The organism is Rubripirellula amarantea (genome assembly GCF_007859865.1).
Lineage (GTDB): Bacteria > Planctomycetota > Planctomycetia > Pirellulales > Pirellulaceae > Rubripirellula > Rubripirellula amarantea.
Genome location: NZ_SJPI01000003.1, coordinates 13,123 through 34,750 on the forward strand (window position 1 = coordinate 13,123; position 21,628 = coordinate 34,750).

Annotated in this window: 1 protein-coding gene; it reads right to left on the reverse strand. The window is 53.5% G+C overall.

Translation table 11 applies throughout. The annotated features are described in order from the left end of the window. Positions 1-55: 55 nt before the first annotated feature. Positions 56-21,607, reverse strand: a complete 21,552-nt coding sequence (locus Pla22_RS20240; RefSeq protein ID WP_146516650.1) for a tandem-95 repeat protein — start codon at positions 21,605-21,607, stop codon at positions 56-58. Positions 21,608-21,628 lie beyond the last annotated feature (21 nt).

Consider the following 21,628-nt stretch of genomic DNA (forward strand, 5'->3'; position numbering starts at 1 on the left):
CGCAACACAGCGACAGCGCAACACAGCGATACTGCAGCATCGAAACGAAGGCGAACTAGACCAAGTTGGCGATCACATCGTCGATGGTGGCAAACGTATCATCGTCGTCATCTGACTTCGAATCCGAAGCAATCAGAGCGATGATATCGTCCACTCCCGCCGTTGCTGGCGATGCATCCACAAGCTTGCTCTCTAACTCATCGGCCACTTGCGACAATGCATCAACCTCTTCCGTCGAGATCGACAATTGCTGAGCATCCAACGTTGTCAAAGGTGCAAAGACCTGCTCGCGTTCGATTCCAGATCCGTTGTTGATGCGGCTAAGCTCGTTGACGACTCGCAGCGCGTCCAAGGCGGTAATCGTTTGGTCGCCGCTGGTGTCAAAGAAGTTAGGACCGCGATCCGTCGAAAGGACAGGAATTTCTTGTCCGTCGCTACGTGAAATTCGGTTGACGATCAACAAAGCGTCAATCGCGGTAACGAATCCGTCGTCGTTAACGTCACTGAAGCGATCTGGGTTCTGCAATCGACTTGCAACCACCTGGACGGTGACCGTCGCAATATTACTGAGGCGACCGTCTTGATCCGCGATTCGATATCCAAAGGTATCAATCCCGACGAATCCAGGTGATGGCAGGTACTGTACCGTTCCATCAGCTTGCGGAACCGCCGTGCCACGCAGTGGGGTTTGCACGACCGTGATCGAAGCAAGATTGAGATCCCCGTCTGGGTCGTAGTCATTTTCGGAAACGTCGATGATCAACGATTCGTCTAAGAACGTTCCGCGACGATCATCCAACGCAATCGGGCTAGCGTTTGCAGCGATGGAGACGAGTTGCTCTTCGCTACGCAATCCCAAGTTGTCGGCGACGGTGTAACGGAATACGTCCTCTTCGGTGAAACTTCCAAACGGCGTGTAGATCATCGACCCGTCGGCTTGAACAGCCAGAGACCCGAAGGCAGGCTGCAACGTAATTTGGATCGATCCAGCATCAATGGTGCCGTCAACGTCCGTGTCATTGTCGAGAGGACGAATGATTGTAGGACCATCCGGATTGAGCGTTGGGGTGTCGAGTCCCAAACGTGGTGCGTCGTTGATTCCCGCGATATCAATCCCAACGGTAACCAAGTTGCTTCTCAAGCCGGCGGCATCAATCAGCGAATACGAGAACGTATCGACAATGGTTTCGCCCGGAGCCAAAGCCTGCAGAATTGCTGCGTTGGTCGGATCATAAGTAATGGCACCGGTCGCACTATCGTATCGCACTTCGGCGCCACTTACGGACGTCGAGAATACCGGCAACACGACACGAACCACTTCGGATGCATTGCTCGTCAAGTCCGGATCGACGTCATTGCTCAACAAATCTGCCGAAGACAATTGCAGAACACTGTCTTCATCAGAGCTGAACGAATCCGAGTTCGCTCGAGGCGAATCATTCACTTCTGAAATTTCGATCGAGAATGTCACTGCGTCGGCGACTTCTCCGGCACTATCGCGAGCGATAACGCGGACTGGCACAGGGCCGTTGACGTTATCAGTGTTACGATTTGGTGCAGGGGTAAATCGCAATACACCGTCAGCATTGATCGTCGGCGGTTCGGTAAACAAGACTGCGTATTCCGCTGGCAATGGCTCGATGTCGAAGGACACCGTTTGCGACTGCTCATCCGCGGGACCAGGACTGAACGGATCAACCTGAAGAATGGAGAATGGTCCGTTATCTTCAGTCAGCGAAATCGTCGAGTTCAAGATCGTCAATGTCGGTGGGTCATTCACCGGAGCGACATTGATCGTGAAGGTTCGCACTGGCGAGCTAACAAAACGATCACCAATTCCAGCATCGCGTGGACCGGTATCCTCAAGGACGACGGTGTAAACAGCAGTGCCGTTGGCATCTTGAGCAGTCTGATACTCAAGGCTCCAGACTCCCGTATCAGGATCTCGTACGGCCCTTGGTGCGGTCACGAACAAGTCTTCGTTGTCGGTCGTGTTGGTGAACTTGAACTCCAACCCTTGAGCCGGGGTGGCGCGGAAACCGTCAATTTCGTCGACGGCGGTCGTTGGACCTGCTTGGACGTTAGTGACCCAGTTTTGAACGACAACCAGTCCATCATCTTCAGCACTATCAACGGTCGCAGCGCCGCTGAAGATAGGTGCATCATTTACCGGCAAGACCTCAAAGGTCACCGTGTTGGATGAAATCCGTGGGTCATCAACAACTTGCCCACCCACTTCAACGGTTTGCCCATTGTCGATAACGGTGTAGATAAACGAATCGGTACCGACAAAGTTAGGACGTGGACGATAGATGAACTTCGGCGAAGCCCCCGAATTGTCAAATACAACGGTGCCGCCTTCAGCACTTGAGCTTGGCAAAGGACTTCCCAATGACACCGTCTGGTTTCCGCCAGGCGTAACATTGGCGGCCTCATCGGTTCGGCCAACGCCTGGACCAGGCAAGAACACATCAAGCAATCCTCGACCGGTGCTATCACCTCGGACAAGAACTTCGCCAACGCCATCTTCCAAGATTTCAAACGACAACGGATCTGCGTTCGGATCTACCATCGGAGGATCGTTGACCGGATTGACGGTGATCGTCAACGTGATCGGAATCGACGAGACCAAGTCGCCTCGATTCGGATCGTCAATTTGAGAGTTATCTCGCTCGCGGTCCGTCAGCACCACATCAAAGAGATAGGTGCCAAAGACATTTGCTGACGGTTGGAAACTCAACAATCCGTTCTGTTCGTTGATTGTTGGATAGACCGAGAAGAAGTCACCCGCTTCTGCCAATGGGAAGTCCAACGGAGTAACCGTGAACTCGACCAATTGGCCACTGATGGCATCTACTTCATCAAAAGCTGTGTTCGCAGGTCCGGCGCTGATGTTGGTCGCGAAACCTTCGAATTGTATCAGTGAAGTGTCTTCTTGGACTTCAATCGACTGTTCCGGCGCTACGAACTCAGGTCGGTCGTTGACCGGATTGAGGATCAACTGAACACGGTTTTGAGATGTCAGACGATCAGGCACCAAAGCGCCCGACGTCAAGTCAAACGTTTCGTTGCCAGGACTGTCATCACGCACGGTGTACATGAAGGAGTCAACACCTGCGAAACTGAAGTTCAGGTCCGTTGGTGGCCGGTAGTTCAGACCAACCAGCACTCCGCCTTCAAACACCGGAGTCAACATTCCACCCAAGGTGGTCAGTCGCGAGGTCGACCCGTTTCCTGCATCGTTGCCAGCCTGTAGGAACTCAAGCGTTTGGGCTCCACCTTCAGCATTTACATCAGCCTCATTAGCAGGCCCCACGTTGAACACGTCTAGCAGACCAATGCGATTGTAGCCGGTGTTGTTTCCAGCACGCAGCGGAATGAAGTAGTCCGTGCTCGTATCGCCTTGCGCACCCGTGTTGTCTTCCTTCAACGTGTACGTGATGGTTGCGTCATCAATCTGCGAATCGTTGTTGCTGTCGATCGCAGCCACTGCGTACGCATCATCGGCATTAAGAGCATCCGATCGTGGATGACCAATGTCGCTTGCGAATCGCGGGGCATCGTTTACCGGACGCACATTGATCACGAACGTTCTATCCGTTGAACGATTGGTACTTCCGGTAACGCTATCGGTGGCGGTAACCACCAATGTCGCCGATCCAATTCGATCCGCGGCGGGGTAAACCGTCAGCGTTCCATCGTCTGACAACGTTGGCAATTGAGTGAATAGACCGCTTGATGTCACATTCAAGTTCTTGGCTGGATCGAACGAGAAAGTCACCGTCTGATCACGAGATTCGTCCAAGGCAGTGGTGGGACCACCAAGAATGTTGATCGCAAAATTGCTGATCTGCACGCCATTGTCGTCCTCAAGGACATTCAAATTAGCCAGCCCGTTGACGACGGGCGCATTCGCCGTGAAGTCAAACGTCGGAGCGTCATTCGCAGGCGTTATCGTGAATGAAACGGTAGCTCCGTTTCCGTCACCCGTGTGCGAAACTGCGTTCGGCGTTCCGTCATCAGCTACCGTGTACAAGAAGCTTTCGGTAGCCAATACAGGCGACGGGAATGAGTCGTTGTAATCCGCCGGTGGTACGTAACGTCCGGTCGTGAACACACCGTCAACGAAGTTGAAATCGAAGTATCCACCCAAAGCAAGATCGAATGTTGGATTAAGAATCAAACCAGCGTTGCTTTGCAAACGCAAGGTTTCGGTTCCCACGCCGGTCGGCAAATCATCTTCGCTAACACGTCCTGCGTCCGTTTCAAAACTGAATACTCGCAGAACTTGATTCGATTCGTCGAACGGTGCCTGTAACGATGGAGGGAAGTCTCCCGCAGCGTTCGGCGTTTCATCCGTTCCGTTACCGAATATCAGTCGGCTACTGGTGAATGTGTACCCGGCGCCCGGTCCAGCGTTGTTTGATTCCGCTTCCGTGATCGCACGATCATTTGCCGTAGGCGGATCGTTGACTCCGGCAATGTTCACGGTGACCGTACCGTTGTTCGTCGTCAATGGCGACGTAACGCGAGTCAAGTCCAAGCCTTCGTTGATACCTTGATCACGAGCGGCGTAAGTGAACAACACTTCGCCAAAGACGTTCGCTGCTGGCGTAAAGACGACGTTGCCGCCGACAAGTGCCACCGAGCCTTGAGCATTATCGACCATGGTGACGGACACCAGTGACAAAGCACCATCGTTGGTCGTTCCCGGAACGTTTTCATCCGCCGCCGTGTCTCGAGCTAGCGAGTCATTGGCGAGCAACGTCGCAGGTGTGATCGTCAGTGGCGTGTCTTCGATGCCGTCCACGGTGTCAGGACGCAACACAGGTGCGTCGTTCTGTGGAGTCACGTCCAACGTGATCACCGCAGCCGCACTCAAGTTTGGTGAAGTGGTATCGAAGGTAACTTCCTGATCCACCAATTGAATGCTAACCCGGTTATCGACGACTTGGAACGAAAACTCATCGGTCTTGTCCGGTGTCGATGGCGGTGGGTTATCTCGGTTGAGATCAAGTCCCGAAAGATATCGAACTTCAATCAACTCGTCGTAGGAATCGAATACAGGAATAATCGAACCACGGTCGGTATCATGCGACTTACCGGCAGTAATCGACGCTGGTTTCAGTTCCACCGTGTAACGGGTTCCGCCTTGCGGTAGCGTTCCGTTGGCAGCCAATTCAGCGATCACTTCCACGCCTGCGTTTCGCAGCGTAGTCTTGATTGCCTCGGCCAAATTGATAGTGGCCGATTGGCGAATCGCATCTGGCTCAGGCTGACCTGAACCACCACCTGCGAACGGCAACATGACAACGGGGATATTGCCTGCACCCGCCGTTGCACCGGGCGTCACAAATTCGAACACGAAGCTGGACGCACCGACAATAAGAGTGACCCGATCACCAGCTGCAGCGTCAACAACAGCCGCCTTTGGTACCGGCGTTTGAGTGAGCGTAATGCCTGCGTTTGGCGATGTGTTGCCCGTGACCACGATGAAATCGTTGTTGTCGGTATCGAGCCTGCTATCGGTAACGTTGACATCGGTCGCGGTGTAACGCAATTGAACCGTATCGTTTACCGCAGTTGCGGTAAGGCTTGCGGTGGACCCGGCGAATTCGCCTGTGATCACTGACCTCAATCGGTCAGCAATTGTCTGAGGAGTATCACCGTCAACCAAACTGATCGGGGTAGTTCCTGCACCAGCGACTTGCCCCACAGCGACCAACTCGAATGTTCGAGTTTGGCCTCGATGGGCGATCGTAATCACGTCACCGGCGGTAGCACTGGTGACTTGAATGTTGAGACCAGTACCGGTCTCAGAGACGACCAAGTTGCCTCCATCATCGGCTGCGTTCGCTGCCGTGATAGTGCCAGCGGAACCCGCGACTGCACCAACGGCAAGCGTGGTGTTCTGATTCGTCTCGTTGATCAAGTCTTGGATCAATTGATCCAAAGCAGCATCACCCGTCGTCGGATATCCGTTGACATAATCAGGGGTTAGGTTCGCCGAAGCGCCGACGAGAAGCTCAGCAGCAGCGAAAATTCGCGGCAAGTCTTCTTGCGCCGTTTTGGTAGTACTAACGCCCGTTGGGACGTCGTTCTCAGGTGTCACAGTAATCGTGACGGTAGCGAATCGGTCCGCAGGAATGTTGGCGGCGGATTCGTTCTCACGTGTACTGACACGATAGGTGAACGTGTCCGTTCCAAAGAATCCACCCTGAGGTTCATAGACAAAGTGCCCCGTCGCCGGGTCAAGTGTGACTGTACCGTTAGCAGGTTCTTCGCCAAGCAAGAATGTCGCGGTCAAGAAGCCAATACGATTGTCTTGATCGAGGAACTGTCCGCTGTTGGGATTGGGATCATTGCTTGCGACCGTTGGAAGTCCATCGGCCAAAGTATCCAGCGTACCGCGTTCAGTCACGGTATAGCCGGCATCATCCACTGGGTCAGGCAAGCCGATCGGAATGATCTCGACTTGATAATCCTCAACCTCACCACCCACGGCGACGCCGTTGGCGGTCAATCCACCCGATTCACTGATTCGGACACGCATCCAGGTCAAACCTGGTTTCGCATCAGCGGGAACCGGAACATTGATCGTCACGAACTCACCCGTTTCCGCATTGCCCGTCACAGGCAAGTCGGTCAATTGTGGCGGATGCTCCTTGTCGGTTTCATCAAAGACGCCGTCTCCGTTGAAGTCGATCCAAACCTGTAGCAAGCCACTACCGGCAACGCTGATATCGAGACTGGTGCCAGCGCGGTCGAGCGGGTTCAAGAATCCAATCACGTCGTCGATCGTAGCCGTTGCCGGGTCCGTACCGCCTCGCAAGAAGACCTTGTAAGTCGTGTTGTCGGTCGCATCGAAGATGTCGCCGATAGCGACCCCATCTTCATCGTCAATCGAAGTGATTGACAAGAGATTCGAATCCGCAGCCTCCGCAGGCGTTTGGCTTTCGAGTCCTTGACGGATTTCCAGCCCATCTCCGCTTTGCGGTATCGCTGCGGAAACTGCATTGGTCAACTGTTGCGTAATTCTCGCAATGTTGATCGCGTCATCTTCAGCTTGGCTCAAGTTCGGATCGTCAACAATTGAGAACACAACAGGAATGTTTCCATCGGCTGGGTTCGAGTTGAGATCAACCAGCTCGAACGTCCGCGATTGTCCACCAACCACAATGTCGATGGTTTCGCCACCTTGAGGAACATTCACGATCGTGATCTGGACAGTTGTTCCAGAATTGATCGTGTCGATCTCAAATACGCCGATTGCTGGGTCAGCAGAACTCACCAAATCAGGGCTTGTCGCGGAAACGACGAGCAACGAATCGTCCTGGTTGGTGGGCTGACCATCAGTCTCGCTATCGATGGCGGCACCGAGACGTGGTAGCGAGTTTTCGCTGATCGTGTGTCGGGCACCGTTGTTTGCGAGCAACGTGGCATAGCCAGCTGGAGCATCACCAAAGTCAAAGATGACGTCTGGCATGATGATCGAGAAGCGAGTTTCGTTATTGGGCCGCGTTTCGCGAACTGGATTGCCAGCCAAGTCAGTGATCGCCGGTGCGATGGTTCCGATGTCAGCCAAAGGACCACCAGCGACTGAACCTTGGAAGCTATCAACGTTTGAAATCAAAATCGTTCCACCACCCGGTGCAAACGTCTCGACGTTCAACAATCCATCGTTAACCGCACTTTGAATCGCGCCAACCAAGGACGCCGCAGTAGATGTTGCAGGGCTGGTAGCCAAGAAACTCACAGGGATCGCTCCGCCGTTGACTCCCGATACGATCAAACCTGCTGATCCAGGAGTAACGACAGTGGTCAAGTCTGCTCGCTCATTGAGCGTGACAGTGTCACCGACAGCGACCGGAGCCAAATCTCCCGAGAACGCACTTGCAATCACCGCCGCAGTCTTCGTCGCGATACCGGTCGTCAAATCAGTTGCACTAAGCAAAATCAATCGCTCAGGAGCGGTCAGCAACGAATTGGTCGTGTAGCGGAATGGGATAGTGACGCCGTTGGAAGTGATCGAGAACGTTTCATCGTTCAATGATGCACCGGTTTCACCCGCTGGAATTTGTAGCGTCAGCGAACCGGTAACCCCCGGCGATCCAGAAAGCACCAACAAACTCTGCGAAACATCAATCGTGTCACCAAGTTCGCCGCCGAGAACCACTACACCTGCATCCGTAGCCGCTGCTCCACCAAGGCCGATGCCTGCAACACTCACTGCAGCGTCGATCTTAGCGGCGATCTCTGCCGGCGTGTCTTGTCGCGTGAATGCAATCTCGACATTGTTGGAATCTCGCAAGCCATTTTGCGAGTTGAACTCGAACGTTACCGCTGTACCACCAGCAGGCGTGTAAGTGAAGGTTTGCTCATCGGCAATTCCACCTGCGTCACCCGAAACGGTGAGACCAGCGATCTCGTTCGGTGCATTCATACCAGCGAGCGTGCCTAGCTGGATTTGCTCACGACCAACGGCCGTCGGGACAATGTTTAAGAAGTCGACAATGTTCGTCGATGGATTGCCTGGGACTGTGCCCATCAAGGCTGCCAATATCGCATTGCGAACCTCACCCGTCGTCGTCGCATTCGATAGATTTATTTCAACGTTAGCAGCCGCCGTGTCATCGACCGTGTTCTTGTTGATCTCGAACGAAACCGAGCGACCTAATTGTCCCCCAATCGTTATCACGTCACGATCGTTAAAGCCGTTGTTGGCGTTGGTGATCGTAAGCAAAGTCGTTTGTGGAACCTGAATCGAGTATCCACTTTCGTACTCAAACGTTACCTGATTCTGATCCGAATCCGTAATTGAAATCTGATCACCGTCATTGATATTCGCGCCAATCGGTGACTCGTACGCAACACGAGATTGATTGTTGAGGGTAATTTCGTAAACGGCATCGGGCAGCCACAAGCCAGCCAATGGAGTCAAGCGAATCGTACGGCTGTTGTCGCTATAACCAAACACGAAATCCACATCCGGAACCAACCGGCGACCATTTTCGGTCAACAATACACTTTCAGGTGTGATCGTGTCCTTGTCCGGGCCAGTGCCAGCCGGATCGAGTAACTGAATTTCAAAGAACTCGACAGTGCCTGAAGTCAACCGAACGAACGACTCGTCCGTGTCTTGATCACCACCGACAACGAAGATTCCGATTGCATCCTCGGGGGTCGTCAAGACTGCTACCGGTTGCGTTCGATCGGCTCGATCAATGGCACCACGGTCGATCGTCACGACTCCACCACCGGGACCGGCTGGGTTGATCAATGGATCGTCGAAGCGAGGTTGTCCGTACGCATCAAACAGCGGAGCAATAATTGGCGAAGACGCCAGCCCAACAGGTTGCTTGACGGTGTTGACGAACTCAGTTCGATCATCAAGCGACGAGAATGAGCTGTCGATGACGTTACTGCCCGCTCGTGGAATGTAGATTCCGCGTGCTGGGTCTTGGAACACTTCCCCGGCGATGGTGATATCTGTCGAGTCGAGCGGAATGTTTGAGTTTGCCGTCACGTTAGCGTGATAAGCGTTACCGCCAACCGTAGTTCCGGCTGCTTCGCTCGACGCGTCCACGTTGAGCCCTGTGTCAAACCCAGAGATCAAGTTATTTAGAATCGTTGGGCTAGCGTTGGACTGAACGATGATGCCCGAACCGGTTTGGTTACCAACAACCGTGTTGTTCACGATTCGACCGATTGGAACCGCAGCCGGAGATTGTCCGTTGTTAGCCGTCCCACCCGAGTACAAGATGCCGCCACTGGCTGCGTCCACAATCAGGTTGTTGACGATCACGGTACCAGGGATCAATTGATCCGTGTTCACATTCCGCAGCAGGTTTGCCACGCCAGGTCTTGGCAACTCATCGAGTCCTACACCGGACGCAACTCCTAAACCACGTTGACCACTTTCGGCTCGAATACCGAAACCGGAAGCATTGCTGATCAAATTGCTTGAAATGATTAGCTGACCTTGTTCATCCACACGGTTCACGTCGCCGGTGCCGAAGTGGTAATCCACCATCAACACATCGCGATCAGGAATTTCCGGCGAAAACGCAGCATTCGGACGAACCGTCAATTGGTATTCACCATAGCTGCCATCGGCAGAACTAATCGCAATGTCGTAGTAGCCATCTGTCGGAGCGGTGAATCGCAAGAACGCGCCCGCTTGAGATTCGCCAGGTGCAACAGTTACCGTTGAAGCCGCAACAGCGTTGATGAATTGACCAGCAGCGTTGAGCGAGCTGTCTTCGTCCAGAATCGTGATTAGCGGTTGAGTGAGAACCTCCGCTCCACGAGTGAATCCTGCTGAGTCCACGTCTATATCAACGCTTTGCCCGGCGCCCATGTAAATCCGGACAAAATCAATATCATCCGCAGGGGCGTTGGCCAGCAGTACGGGGCCTTTATTGTCGGCGGAATTACCAGTGGTGACTTGGTCACCAATTTTGCCAACCGCAACAATAACGTCACTCGCTCCGTCGATGAAGTTAGTCACGGCGGCACGAGCTGGCTGATCGCCGAACGTCGTGTAAGTCACCGTTTGCGAATCGTGATCGACAACCGGAATCAATTTCGACGTTTCGCGTCCTTGGAACGTTTCTTCATCGACCAAGTCCAGCTTGATAAAGCGTCCGCGTCCTGGGTTCACCATGATCACGTCGCCAAACAATTCAACACGATCGGATGTCGTGACACCGACCTCCAAACTGTCACCCGTCGCGGCGCGAATACCGAGTGCGTTGTACGATTGAGCTGAATTGATCGCGTTGCGAATCGCTGCAGCGGTGTCGAACGATTGATCGTTCGTCGGATCGAAGAAAACGGGCACGTTACCGTTCGTCACGCCCGGTTCGAGCGAACTATCGAACTCGTACGTGAGTTGTCGCGTTCCGTTATCAAGAACGAACGTATCACCATCAAGCAGATAGATTCCTGCCTGCGCGATAAGGGTTACCGCTTCATCGTTCAAACGATCATTGGTATCGAAGGAGCGACCCAAAGCTGCAGCACCGATGATTGCCAAGCCGCCCGGGAAGTCAGTCGAAACACCGTATTCGTCACTGGTGCGGATCTCGAGAGAGTAACCACCCGTGAGCGTTTCGTTAGGACGCTCTGGTTGAACCGCACCGGCCCGAGTATCAGGAGTCGTTTCGGGGTTCAGAACGAAGTCACGAAGATTGTTCGGAGCATTGAGCACCATTTCACCGCGTTCAGCAAAACCAATGATGATGTCGGTCAAGTAAACACCAGTAATGTCGTTTTCAGCGCCACCTTGGGAATCAACTTGGTTGGTCGCAATCGCCGTGGGCCGTGCTTCACCAAATATCTCAGTTGGCAATCCTGTCAAGAACGGCGAAACATAAGCGGAAACACCGTAGGATCCCACATCAACTGGCGTTGCGTTGTACACGCGAATGCGATCGCCACCAAAGATTTGATAGTCTTCTGCTGAAGCAAAGTTATCGCCATTCGTCGTCGCCAGACGTCCAAAACCCTCCGCCAATGCAACTTGCATGATCGGTGCAATCTCTTCCGAAGTCATCGTGGAATCGACGAGGATCGGAATGTTACCCGCAGGAACGTTGTAAGAAACGATTGCCGAATTCGGGTTGAGTGTCGCCACCGACGAAGCGTTCAACAGATACACTTCGCGACTGGAGAAGAGATAACCTTGCAGGCTTGGTGGCAGCGCCGCGTTTAGCTTGCTGGCGATTTGCGCGGAGGTATCACCGTCTTGGAAGAACACTTGGCCAGGTACCGGCCCGCCTATTCCCTCGACAAACGTGATCGTGATTGGTGCAGTCCCCAGAATGTCATCCTTGCTGATGATCTGAAGCTGTTCGCCGTCGTCCAATTCACTGCCCGCAGGCACCAAGATTGGGATCGCCGATTCATCAATATCAATCGATGATCGAAGGAATTGCGGAGCACCATCATTGACGGTGACCGTTGCACCTGGGGCGCCAATGTTGATTCCATTGCCATCCAAATCAATGAACGCTTGGAACTCAAACGGTAAGGCGTTCAGGATGTCCGCATACAGATCTGATCCTAAATCAGCATCGTTGTAGAAGATCGAAACACCCGCGACTGGCGGCGCTGTCGATCCTTCTTGAAGGAACACAATCGTTTCCGACAATCCACCTAAGGAAACGGTGATACTTTCGCCCGATCGAAGATCAACACCATCTTTGACGTCGATATTCGTTACGGTTCGCGAGAACGAGTTCGCACCGATTTCAATCAACGAATCCGGATCGAGACTACGAATGGCTGTGGCGCCAAGAATCTGAACGACAGGACCGGAAACGTTGTTGTTGATGACGATTGCCCGCAATCCGGACGGTAAGACCGACTGCAGCAACTCATGGAAATTCGCTTGGTTGTTGGGACCAGGAGCATAACCAACCACGGGTGGACTAACCGTGCTGTTGTCTTGGTCCTCGAACGTCACGTTGACGTTCCCGTACGGAGAAATGATCTGCAGTTCGTCATCGTCTTCGAAGTCAGCCCGATCGTTCGGAAGCCGCACATAGAACCCGAGAGTTGGTCCGTCGACGATATCCGAATCTGGATCGGTTGTCGCAGTCCCCGTCGAATCATAAATGGTTACCGTGTCACCGATGACCGTAGAGATATATTCGTTGTTCGGAATCGCAATGTCGAGATTCGCTGCGATTTCAGCGGCAGTATCGGTGGTCTGATAGTAGACGGTGCCAGGAATAGCCGTAGTAGCGACAGCAACTTCGATGAAGTTGATCGTTGTAGTACCGAGTGCCCCGAAAATCCGCAGCGTATCATTCATCAACGGCGTCGTACCATCGGGCATCTGAACTGCCTGAACAGGGATCGGTTGATCAACAATGCTGCTGTGCGTCGCATTGTCCGCGAAGACGAGCAAACCCGTGTCCGTCGAGTTGACCAAAGGATCAAAGCTTGCTGGCAATGCAGCGAGAACTCGCTGCACCATTTCCGACTGTGTCACGCCAGAAAAGAAGTGAACAGTTCCCGGTCCTTCGGGCACAGGATTCATTACAAATTCAAGGCTAACAGTTTCCGTCGCATTGCTAATCGTCATGACGCTGCCATCGGTATAGCCATCTCCATCAGGAATCAACAATTCCAAGCGGTTTTGCGTGACCTGCAGATTAGACGTGCTATTGACCGCAGTTGCGGCAACGGCCGTCAGTCCAATGGGACTATTCATGAACGTGATGCGACCGTCTGTTTCAAGAATCGCATCCAACGCTTCAGGGAACCGATCAATCAAGCGACTGCTAATCTGCAGTGCGGATTCAGCAGGACTGAAGATGAACTCGTTGGCATTCCCCAATGCATCGGCCGCTTCGACAAACACGATCGTTGTCGTTGTGCCAGCACCCGTCACCGTGAAACCATCGCCGGACGATAGGAAAATTCCGTCAGGCACGATCAACTGATCGGACGTTTGCGTGACTCGGACAGGGTTGGATTCACCGATCGGCGAATCACCCACTGCAACCACATTCGTTGCAGCCAAAACGCTGATCAAAGGTCCGCCATCGGAAACCGCTCTCATTACCTGCGGAATGGCGCGGATCACTTTCTGAGCGATCACGCTAGCAGATTCCGCTGCTGAGAATTGCACTTCACCGGGGTTCGTCGCTGGGCCAGTAACAAACGTGATCGTGGTGGGTCCACCGGGGCCGTCGAGGATAAACGCATCGCCGTCCTCAAGCTCCGTTCCATTCGGGATCACAATATCTTTACCAACAATTGTGGTGAAGCTAACGGTCGAACCCGAGTCATTGTCGATCAGATTAAGCGTTTCGCGGTCCGTGATTTGGTCACCGTCGGTGGCAACCAACTCGAATGAACCGTACTGGTGGCGCAGATTACCAGCGGTTGAGAAGTCAAACCGAATGCGAACGTTTTCGCTACCGGCGAAAGGCGAGATATCGACGCGAGCTTGACGCCAATTGATTTGCTCGCCAGGACTGGAATCGAACAATTCCTGAACAGGAATCTCGGACGTTTGATACTGGTCGAACTCGTCAAGCGCGATAGCGCTGCGATACTCATTGTTCGTCGCCAACAACTGCCAAACACCGTCATCACCGGCAGCATAGGCACGGAAACTGTCGTTCTGCAGGTCTGTTGGTCCGGTGTAGTCATCGCCGGCTTCGACTTCAAGATAGTAAGTGAAGTAGAGCGTTGGCTTATCGTCTGGACTGTAGCCTTCAAGGCTGAATGGGTTTGAAATGACCGTCCCGTGCGCACCGCCAGCGGCCAGTTCACCCAACGGATCACCGTCTGGTCGTGACACCGTATTGTTGTCCGCGCTGCCATCGATTTCAAAACCGAAGTAAAGCGAGTTACCGCCAATCGTATCGGTGCGTGAGCCATCATAGGGCTGTTCGACAAAGTGACCGTCTTCGTCATCACGGTCATTCGTGACATGCCAAGGGTTCTGCTCAGTCAAGCTAAACGCCAACCCATTAGGTGCACGGCCGATGGGGGTTGTTCCCTCGAACGTCAATGGAATCGCCGATCGACCGTTGTAGAAGACATTGGCGGGAACCAACTCACCACCATCGATCTCAAGACCATACAACCATCCGTCCGCGGTGGTTGCAAACATGGTTTGACGATACTCGCCGTTGTTCAAGGTTCTCGGGCCTAAGGTCATTCCCGTAAACTGAACGCCACCTGTGATAGGGTTGACTGATGCACCAACGTGACGAGGATCCGGTGTGACAACCCCATAGTACGTCGTCCGGATGATGTTGCTGGCACGAAGGAAAGGGGTTCCCGGGCCTGGGACCGAATCGGTGTAATCAAAGAAGTGAACACCACCTCGATCAGTCACAGCCAAGACCGTTGTAGAATCATTACCGGCCAAACCGTTTGGATTGACCGCATCTGGAACAATCGCGATGCCCGTAATGTCACCGCCATCGCCCCCGGTATTGAAAATATTGCCAGTGTCGATGATGCCGAACTCTACGTCGGCAGTCGCCGCTCCATCGCTCGGCGAGTACGGTGATGTCCCATCGAAAGTTCGGTGCGCATCAGTATCAGTTGAACCACGACTCGTGATTTCGCCACTGCTTGATACAAACTGATAAATCAGGTTGCGTGAGTAAAGCGAAAGATCCATTTCGGTACCACGACCATTGTTGTCGCGGTAGCCGACGCCGATAAAGCGTTCTGTGTCAGCAACAGCTACGGTGTTAACGTTCGTAGCATGAGGAGAGTCCCCATCGCTAATCGGGAAGGCAATCGCGCTGATTTGCAATTCTGCATCCGGATCCGCTTCCAAATCGTCTCCTGCGGCATTGTTGCGTTGGAAAGTGACACCGTCATCACCAATGTTGGTTGCCGTTCCGTCCGCGGGGCTGATCTGCAAGAAGTTGCCCGTGTTGGCTCCCGTCTTGGGTCCCGTTCCTGGTTGCGGCCCCGTTGAGAACGTTTGCAATTCACCGTCACGTCGAATCGCTAAGTCATCGGTGGGTTGCCCCGACTGACCAACCAAGCGTTCCATAACCCCGGTAAACGGATTGAAACTGGTCAGTGTGGTTGCATTGTTCCCTGAAATCGAACCGTTCAAGTTGACAAACAAACGGACATCATCAAGTCCATAGTTAACAACTGAGTTGGCATCGAAAATTGGCGAAACGATTGGTGCGTCAGCGGTATACTCAGCCGATACACCAATCACATCATCCGAGATCCGACGAATTGAATTGATGGGCATGATTCGCACATCAGTATTCGTCGGCGTATCAAGGAAGAATTGGTCTAACGATTGAGGCACCGCAATGGCACTACTGACGGCCACATAGTAGGTGCCTTCGGGAAGCTCTACTGGTCCGATGTGAGCGTCAAGAACACCCGTGGAACCACCTTGCAAATTCGTGGTGTCATCGCCTTCGAAAGGACGGCCGACATCATCGGCGATGTTTGAATCTCGCGAATGAAGGATCAAACGACCGGTCGAATCGAAAACGGCGAGCGAGGTATTTACCCGTCCCAATCCATCGGCGTAGTCGACATCAAACGTCGTCGTCACAAATCGAGTTTCGAAGTCAAAGACATCTGGCTCGATGTCCTGCGCAAACAAGTCGATTTGGTAGACGTCGATGTCGTCGGACGCTGCGAACCCGGCTGTCGGAGCAATGTTGCCGATATTACCAGACACCTTCAACGAGGCACGGTCAGTCGTTAGCAAGTTACCCAATTGGGCTGCATTCGCATTGCTAAAGGTCAATCCAGCCGTGTCCACATCGACGGCCGTTCCGTTGCCGAGATAATTCAAATCCTCAGTAGCTTCACCGGTCAACGGCGAGTGAAGAGGAGCACCGCTGACAGTGATCGCATCGGTGGCGTAACGGATGTCCGCCAACTGAACGGTCGAGCCTGCGACTTCGTCTGCTTCACGCAAGCGAATCGACAAACTGTATTGGCCAGAGGATGAGGCGTTCTTGCTACGAACGCGTATGTAGTAATCGTTGTCCGTTCCCGTCCCATCGAGAACGACACGCATTCCGGCATCAAGACCGTTCTCAGTTTCCACGTTGCCGGTTCTCACGACAAACAATGGTCGAACCGCCCCCGGAGACAACAAGTTATTGAGCAACGTCGTACTTCCCGATGTCGCAGTACGCTCGGCAAACGAATTGTCACTTCTAGCTAAAACTTGGTTATTGACGTCAATCAGTTCGACGATGGTGTCGAGTCCGTAAGAGGTATCATCGATATCGATGTAAACCACGGTCCCACCATCGGCCTCGAACTTGTACACATCGCGGTCAGTATCGGAAGCAAGCGTTCCACGAACGTGGAAGCCAAGTCGCTCGTTCTCGTCACCGGAATACTCATCGCTAGCAAGCGAACCGATCACCTGCGCCGAATCAGCGATCGCATTTTCGGTCACCGCGGCGGGGATCGCTCGTTCATTTTCAAGGACGTACGCAACATTGCGATCATTGACGTATGGCAGCAGTGTGATGCCTTGCCAATCGCCCGCTGCAGGAGTTGCATCAACGTTATCCGTGTTCGTTTGCGCAATGCCTTCGGATGTGAAACCGGCACCTACCGAGTCATCTGCCAGCGACGTCAAAATCACTGGGAATCCAGGTTGACCAAGAACCTGCAGAGTTCCACCAATTCGATCGTCGATATCTAACGGTTGGCCTGTACCGATCAGTTCGCCGTTGGGGCCAAACTTGACCACCAAGCTTTGGTTGGCATCACTGCGCAACCGTAGACCACCACGCTGGTAGTGTGATGACGTGATGATTTGACCGTTGACAACGTGAACGATGTCTGTGTCGTCCCAAACGCTTTCCGTTTGCAATTCTTCACTGCGAACAAGCAATCCGTTGATGCCGTTGCGATCAATGCGATTGTCTGAAATCAAAGGCCCTTGATTATCGCGATCGCTCACGAACAAATCAGAGACACCGGTCGCACGACCGTGATCTAAGTTGTCGGTGAAGTCCAAAGCATCCGGGTTGATGCTGATCGCGGCGCCTTCGTTGTCGATGATCGTATTGTCGACAATGATTGGTTGGCTGCCACGCACGAAGATCGTGGCTGGGCCGTTGAACCCACGCCCCGCACGGACGGATTGTCCTTGGAAACCATCCGCGTTGTCTCGGAATACCGAGTGTGCAATTCGCACATCAGCTTGAAGGATTTCCACTGCATTTGAACTGGCGAATCCACCAGCGATAGGTGTGGTGCTACCACCGTATCGAACCTCGACATAATCCAAGCTTGCCGTCGCATCTTGACGGAAGACCAACCCGCCCCAATTACCCGGAGTCGCCGGGGTCGCGTTGCTGTTGGTGTCAAATGTACCACCAGCACCAAAATCATCATCGAGACGACTGGTGAAAATGATTGGATCACCGTCGGCACCTTCCGCATAGAAGTCGGAACCGAAACCAGCTTCGATCCTAGCGTTTTCAGATTTGATAATCAGACCGGGATCAATCGAAAGTCGCGCATCGAATCGCGGCAGATAGCGTGTGTCATCATCAGAAGGATCTGTCGGGTCGATTCCATCCGACGCTTCCGCCGCATCAGGCAATGTTCCACGGGCCGCGTTGCCATGGTCGACGAAAAACGTTGAACTGCGATCGAGTTGTGCAATGAATCCATACTCACCCGTATCCGGGTCGAGTCGGTACAGCCGTCGTCCGGCGTATTCAGCGGGAGCAGCCGGCAAGTTGTTCAGTCGCAACGCGCCACTGGCTGTCGCCGCACGCATGGTCGTTGGCAAACTAGCGAGTGATTCACGTCCTTCAGATGTCACATAGGTCAAGCGATAGTCATAGAGATCCCCGTCGACCAGACCAGTGCCAGTCGAGGTGGCATTGGAGAACGTCACATTCATGACATCTGGACGATCGGCTAACTTCAACGGTCCGCCGGGCTGACCCTGCAGCACAAGAACTTGGCTCAACACGTGAACAATGTCACGGTCATCAAAGCGACCGGCAACCGTCATCGGCTCCGTCTGGCCGACCGCTGGAGTTACCACTCGGACGAATAGTCCGTTGGTCGTATTACGAAGCAATCGGTTGCCAGAGATCTCAGGTCCAACTCGGTCGTAATCGCTAGTGAATCCAGCCACACGTTGGAACAACGGCGAATGAAAATTGGTTTCGCGGAAACTATTAGGATCCGCGCTGATCGCTGCGTCCGCATTGTCGATGATCGTGTTGTAGATCAACGTCGGACGACTCTCAGACATCTGCAACGGGCTTACCGCTGGTTGGCTTGATGAAATGGAACCACCGCCGTATCGAATTTCAGCGTGCGAGGAATAGTCTAAGAAGATCCCTTCACGTTCCCATACGCCGCGTCCCTCGGACAAATCAAAGTCGTTCCGGAACTCGATGCCAGCCCAATTACCGGGCTGCGGCAATACGGCCAAACCGTTGGTGTCAAATCCCTTGGTTGCATCGTCGTAGCTGGTGATGAAGACCGTTCCCAAACCTTCGACAGTCGAATTTCCATTCGCATCGAGGATCGTCGGCGTACCAAGAATTTGCAGGGCGGCAAGTGATCGGTCCTCATCTACCGATTCGCTACCGACGCTAATTTTGGCCGAGCGCAACTTAAGGATTGCACCGGCGTCGATCATGACCGTGACACCCTTGGGCACTTCAAAATCGCCACCATCGGCCAAAACTCGATTGCCGCTTCCGCCTCGTCCAATCTCGTAAGCGAGGTTGTCGTCATCGGTCTGGATCAAACCGTCGTTACCACCGTTGGGCAGCAAGCGAACGATATCGTTGGGTCTGGCAACCGATGGGCTAAAGGCGGTTGAGATGGTCCGATAGGGACTGAGTATCGTTCCGTCACCGTTGACGTCATCGCCATCGAACTTATCAACGAAAATGACCCGAGGTTCGTCGGCCGCAGGCGTCGCCACATCGCGTGCAACTCGGAACCAAAAATTGAAATCGCCTCCTTCGCGTCCGTCGCCATCACCATCGAGGGCGGATCCAGACGTGTCGGTAATCGTATCGCCGACTTGCGGCACAAACGTCACTCGCAATTCATACTTACCTTCCGTTACGCCGCCGAGACCACTGTTGGCGACCTTAGCGTTGTACTCCTCGTTACCAGCAGCGCTGACTCCGATCACGTACTTCGTCGGAACGGGATTACCGTTGGCGTCGCGATTGACAACAAGATCGACACCGATCAACGAATCGTCGCTGAAGAAATCGTCATTGGTCGCCACCAATTCGTATTGTCCCGCAGCAGCATCAACGACCTTATAGAGCGTCAGATACGTGTCGAGCAGACTCGAATCTTCGAGTCGCTGGGCAAACGCTTCCGCAGTCACCTTGCCCTCGTTCACCGCAGTGAACTCATAAAGGTCGACATCGTTTGATTCCGGACGATGCAAAGCTTGACCGGCAATGATGTTGCCTTGTGTCAAGAAGTCCGGCTCAACGGGAAGGTTCGCTCCGCCGAGCAAAAATCCTTGCGAGGTTGGTTCAGCAGGTGAAGACCCGCCCGTCGCATCGCCCGCAGGCAACTCGAAGGTGTTCCCAAGTCCAAGCAGCGATCCAACGCCACGAAGCGCTTCTACGAACCAACTAGGACGAGTATCAGGGCTGACGCCATATCCATCGTACCAATTTTCACCCGCATCTAAGACCAACACACCCTTGGTAGGATCCTGATCGTTGACACGGTAGGCACTGTATGGAACTCCAGATCCGGTATCGACTGAAATCGCGATGGCTCGCAGGTCACCGGTAACAATTTGAAGACCGCTATTGGCGGTCTCGACGAACTCAACGCCCAATCGCTCGGAGTAAAGATCTAACACCTCACGCAATCGCTGACGCTGCGCATCGGTGATTGCGTTATCAAGATTGTTACCCTGCGTGTCTTCACCGTACAAGTTCGCAAAATTGTACTCGAACACGTTGATGCCAGTCGTCGAATCGACGCGTCCGACAGTGGGAGCATCACGCCGATAGTCGCGTAGACCTGATGCATCGGCTGCACCGGGCCATGGAGCAGCTATGTCATTCTTGGCCTCGATCAAACCCTCGGAAACAACGATACTTTGAGTCGTGTTTCCAAACGTGACGCCGAGACTCTGAGCCGTCGAGAAAGTATCGCCGGCATCGGCTGATGCATCAAACGATCCAGGCAACGCATTGGAAATCGCTTCGCCGCTACCAACACGCAACCGGAATGTCCCGCCACCGTTAGCGCTGGCAGGAACAAGATTGGATAAGCCACCACCAGGGAAAGTCAGTCTGGCACGATTGAGGACCGGATCGTAGCTGACCGTGGTAGGTGTCGTTACCGCATCGTCGGTTCGTTCGATCGTGCCGCCGGTGTAGACGAGTTGATAGAACCTCGGTTGAACAACCGGCAACATACTATTGTTGTTGTTGATAGTCCCCGCGTTTCGATTCGATAGCGGATCATTGTTGAAGTAAACGTCGATCGTATTAACAAGTTGTTCTCGCGACGATCCCAGTCCTTCGATTGGCTGAGGAACAACCGCCGTCACGCGAGGTCCGACTTCAACGTTCATCAGGATTGCCTGAGTCGGGCGATCTAGGTCGCTCGGGTCAGGCGGGCAGAACAACTCCCCATCAACATTGCGCAATCCAACGATCAAGTTGTTGGGATCGGTATCGTCGAATCCCGCAACCTCAATCATGTATTGATCATCAGGCAGAGTTTCGGCGAACCGAGCCACCACGATTCTCGCGTTATCGTCGCTGGCAAACCCTAGGAACCCTGGGTTGATCAAGACGTCATTGGTCTCCCCAAACGTTCCGTCACCCCCGGATCCAATGATACGGATCCCAGCGAGCGTCGACTCGTCAAGCGATTTGGCTCCGTCAAAACGGAAGGTCAATTCCGACGGTGCCACTGACAACACATTGTTGTCCTGCAGACGAAATTGCTCGCCAGAGTTCGCAGCGACCGAAATCAATCGCGGTCCGCTATTGAGACCGAATTCCGCAGCCAACAACTCACGCTTTTCTAGCGCTTCGTGGTGCAAATTTCGCATCGAGAAATCGTTCTTCCGGCGTCGGAGGTTTTTTCGTTTGGTCATGGTCGACCTAACCTTACGGGT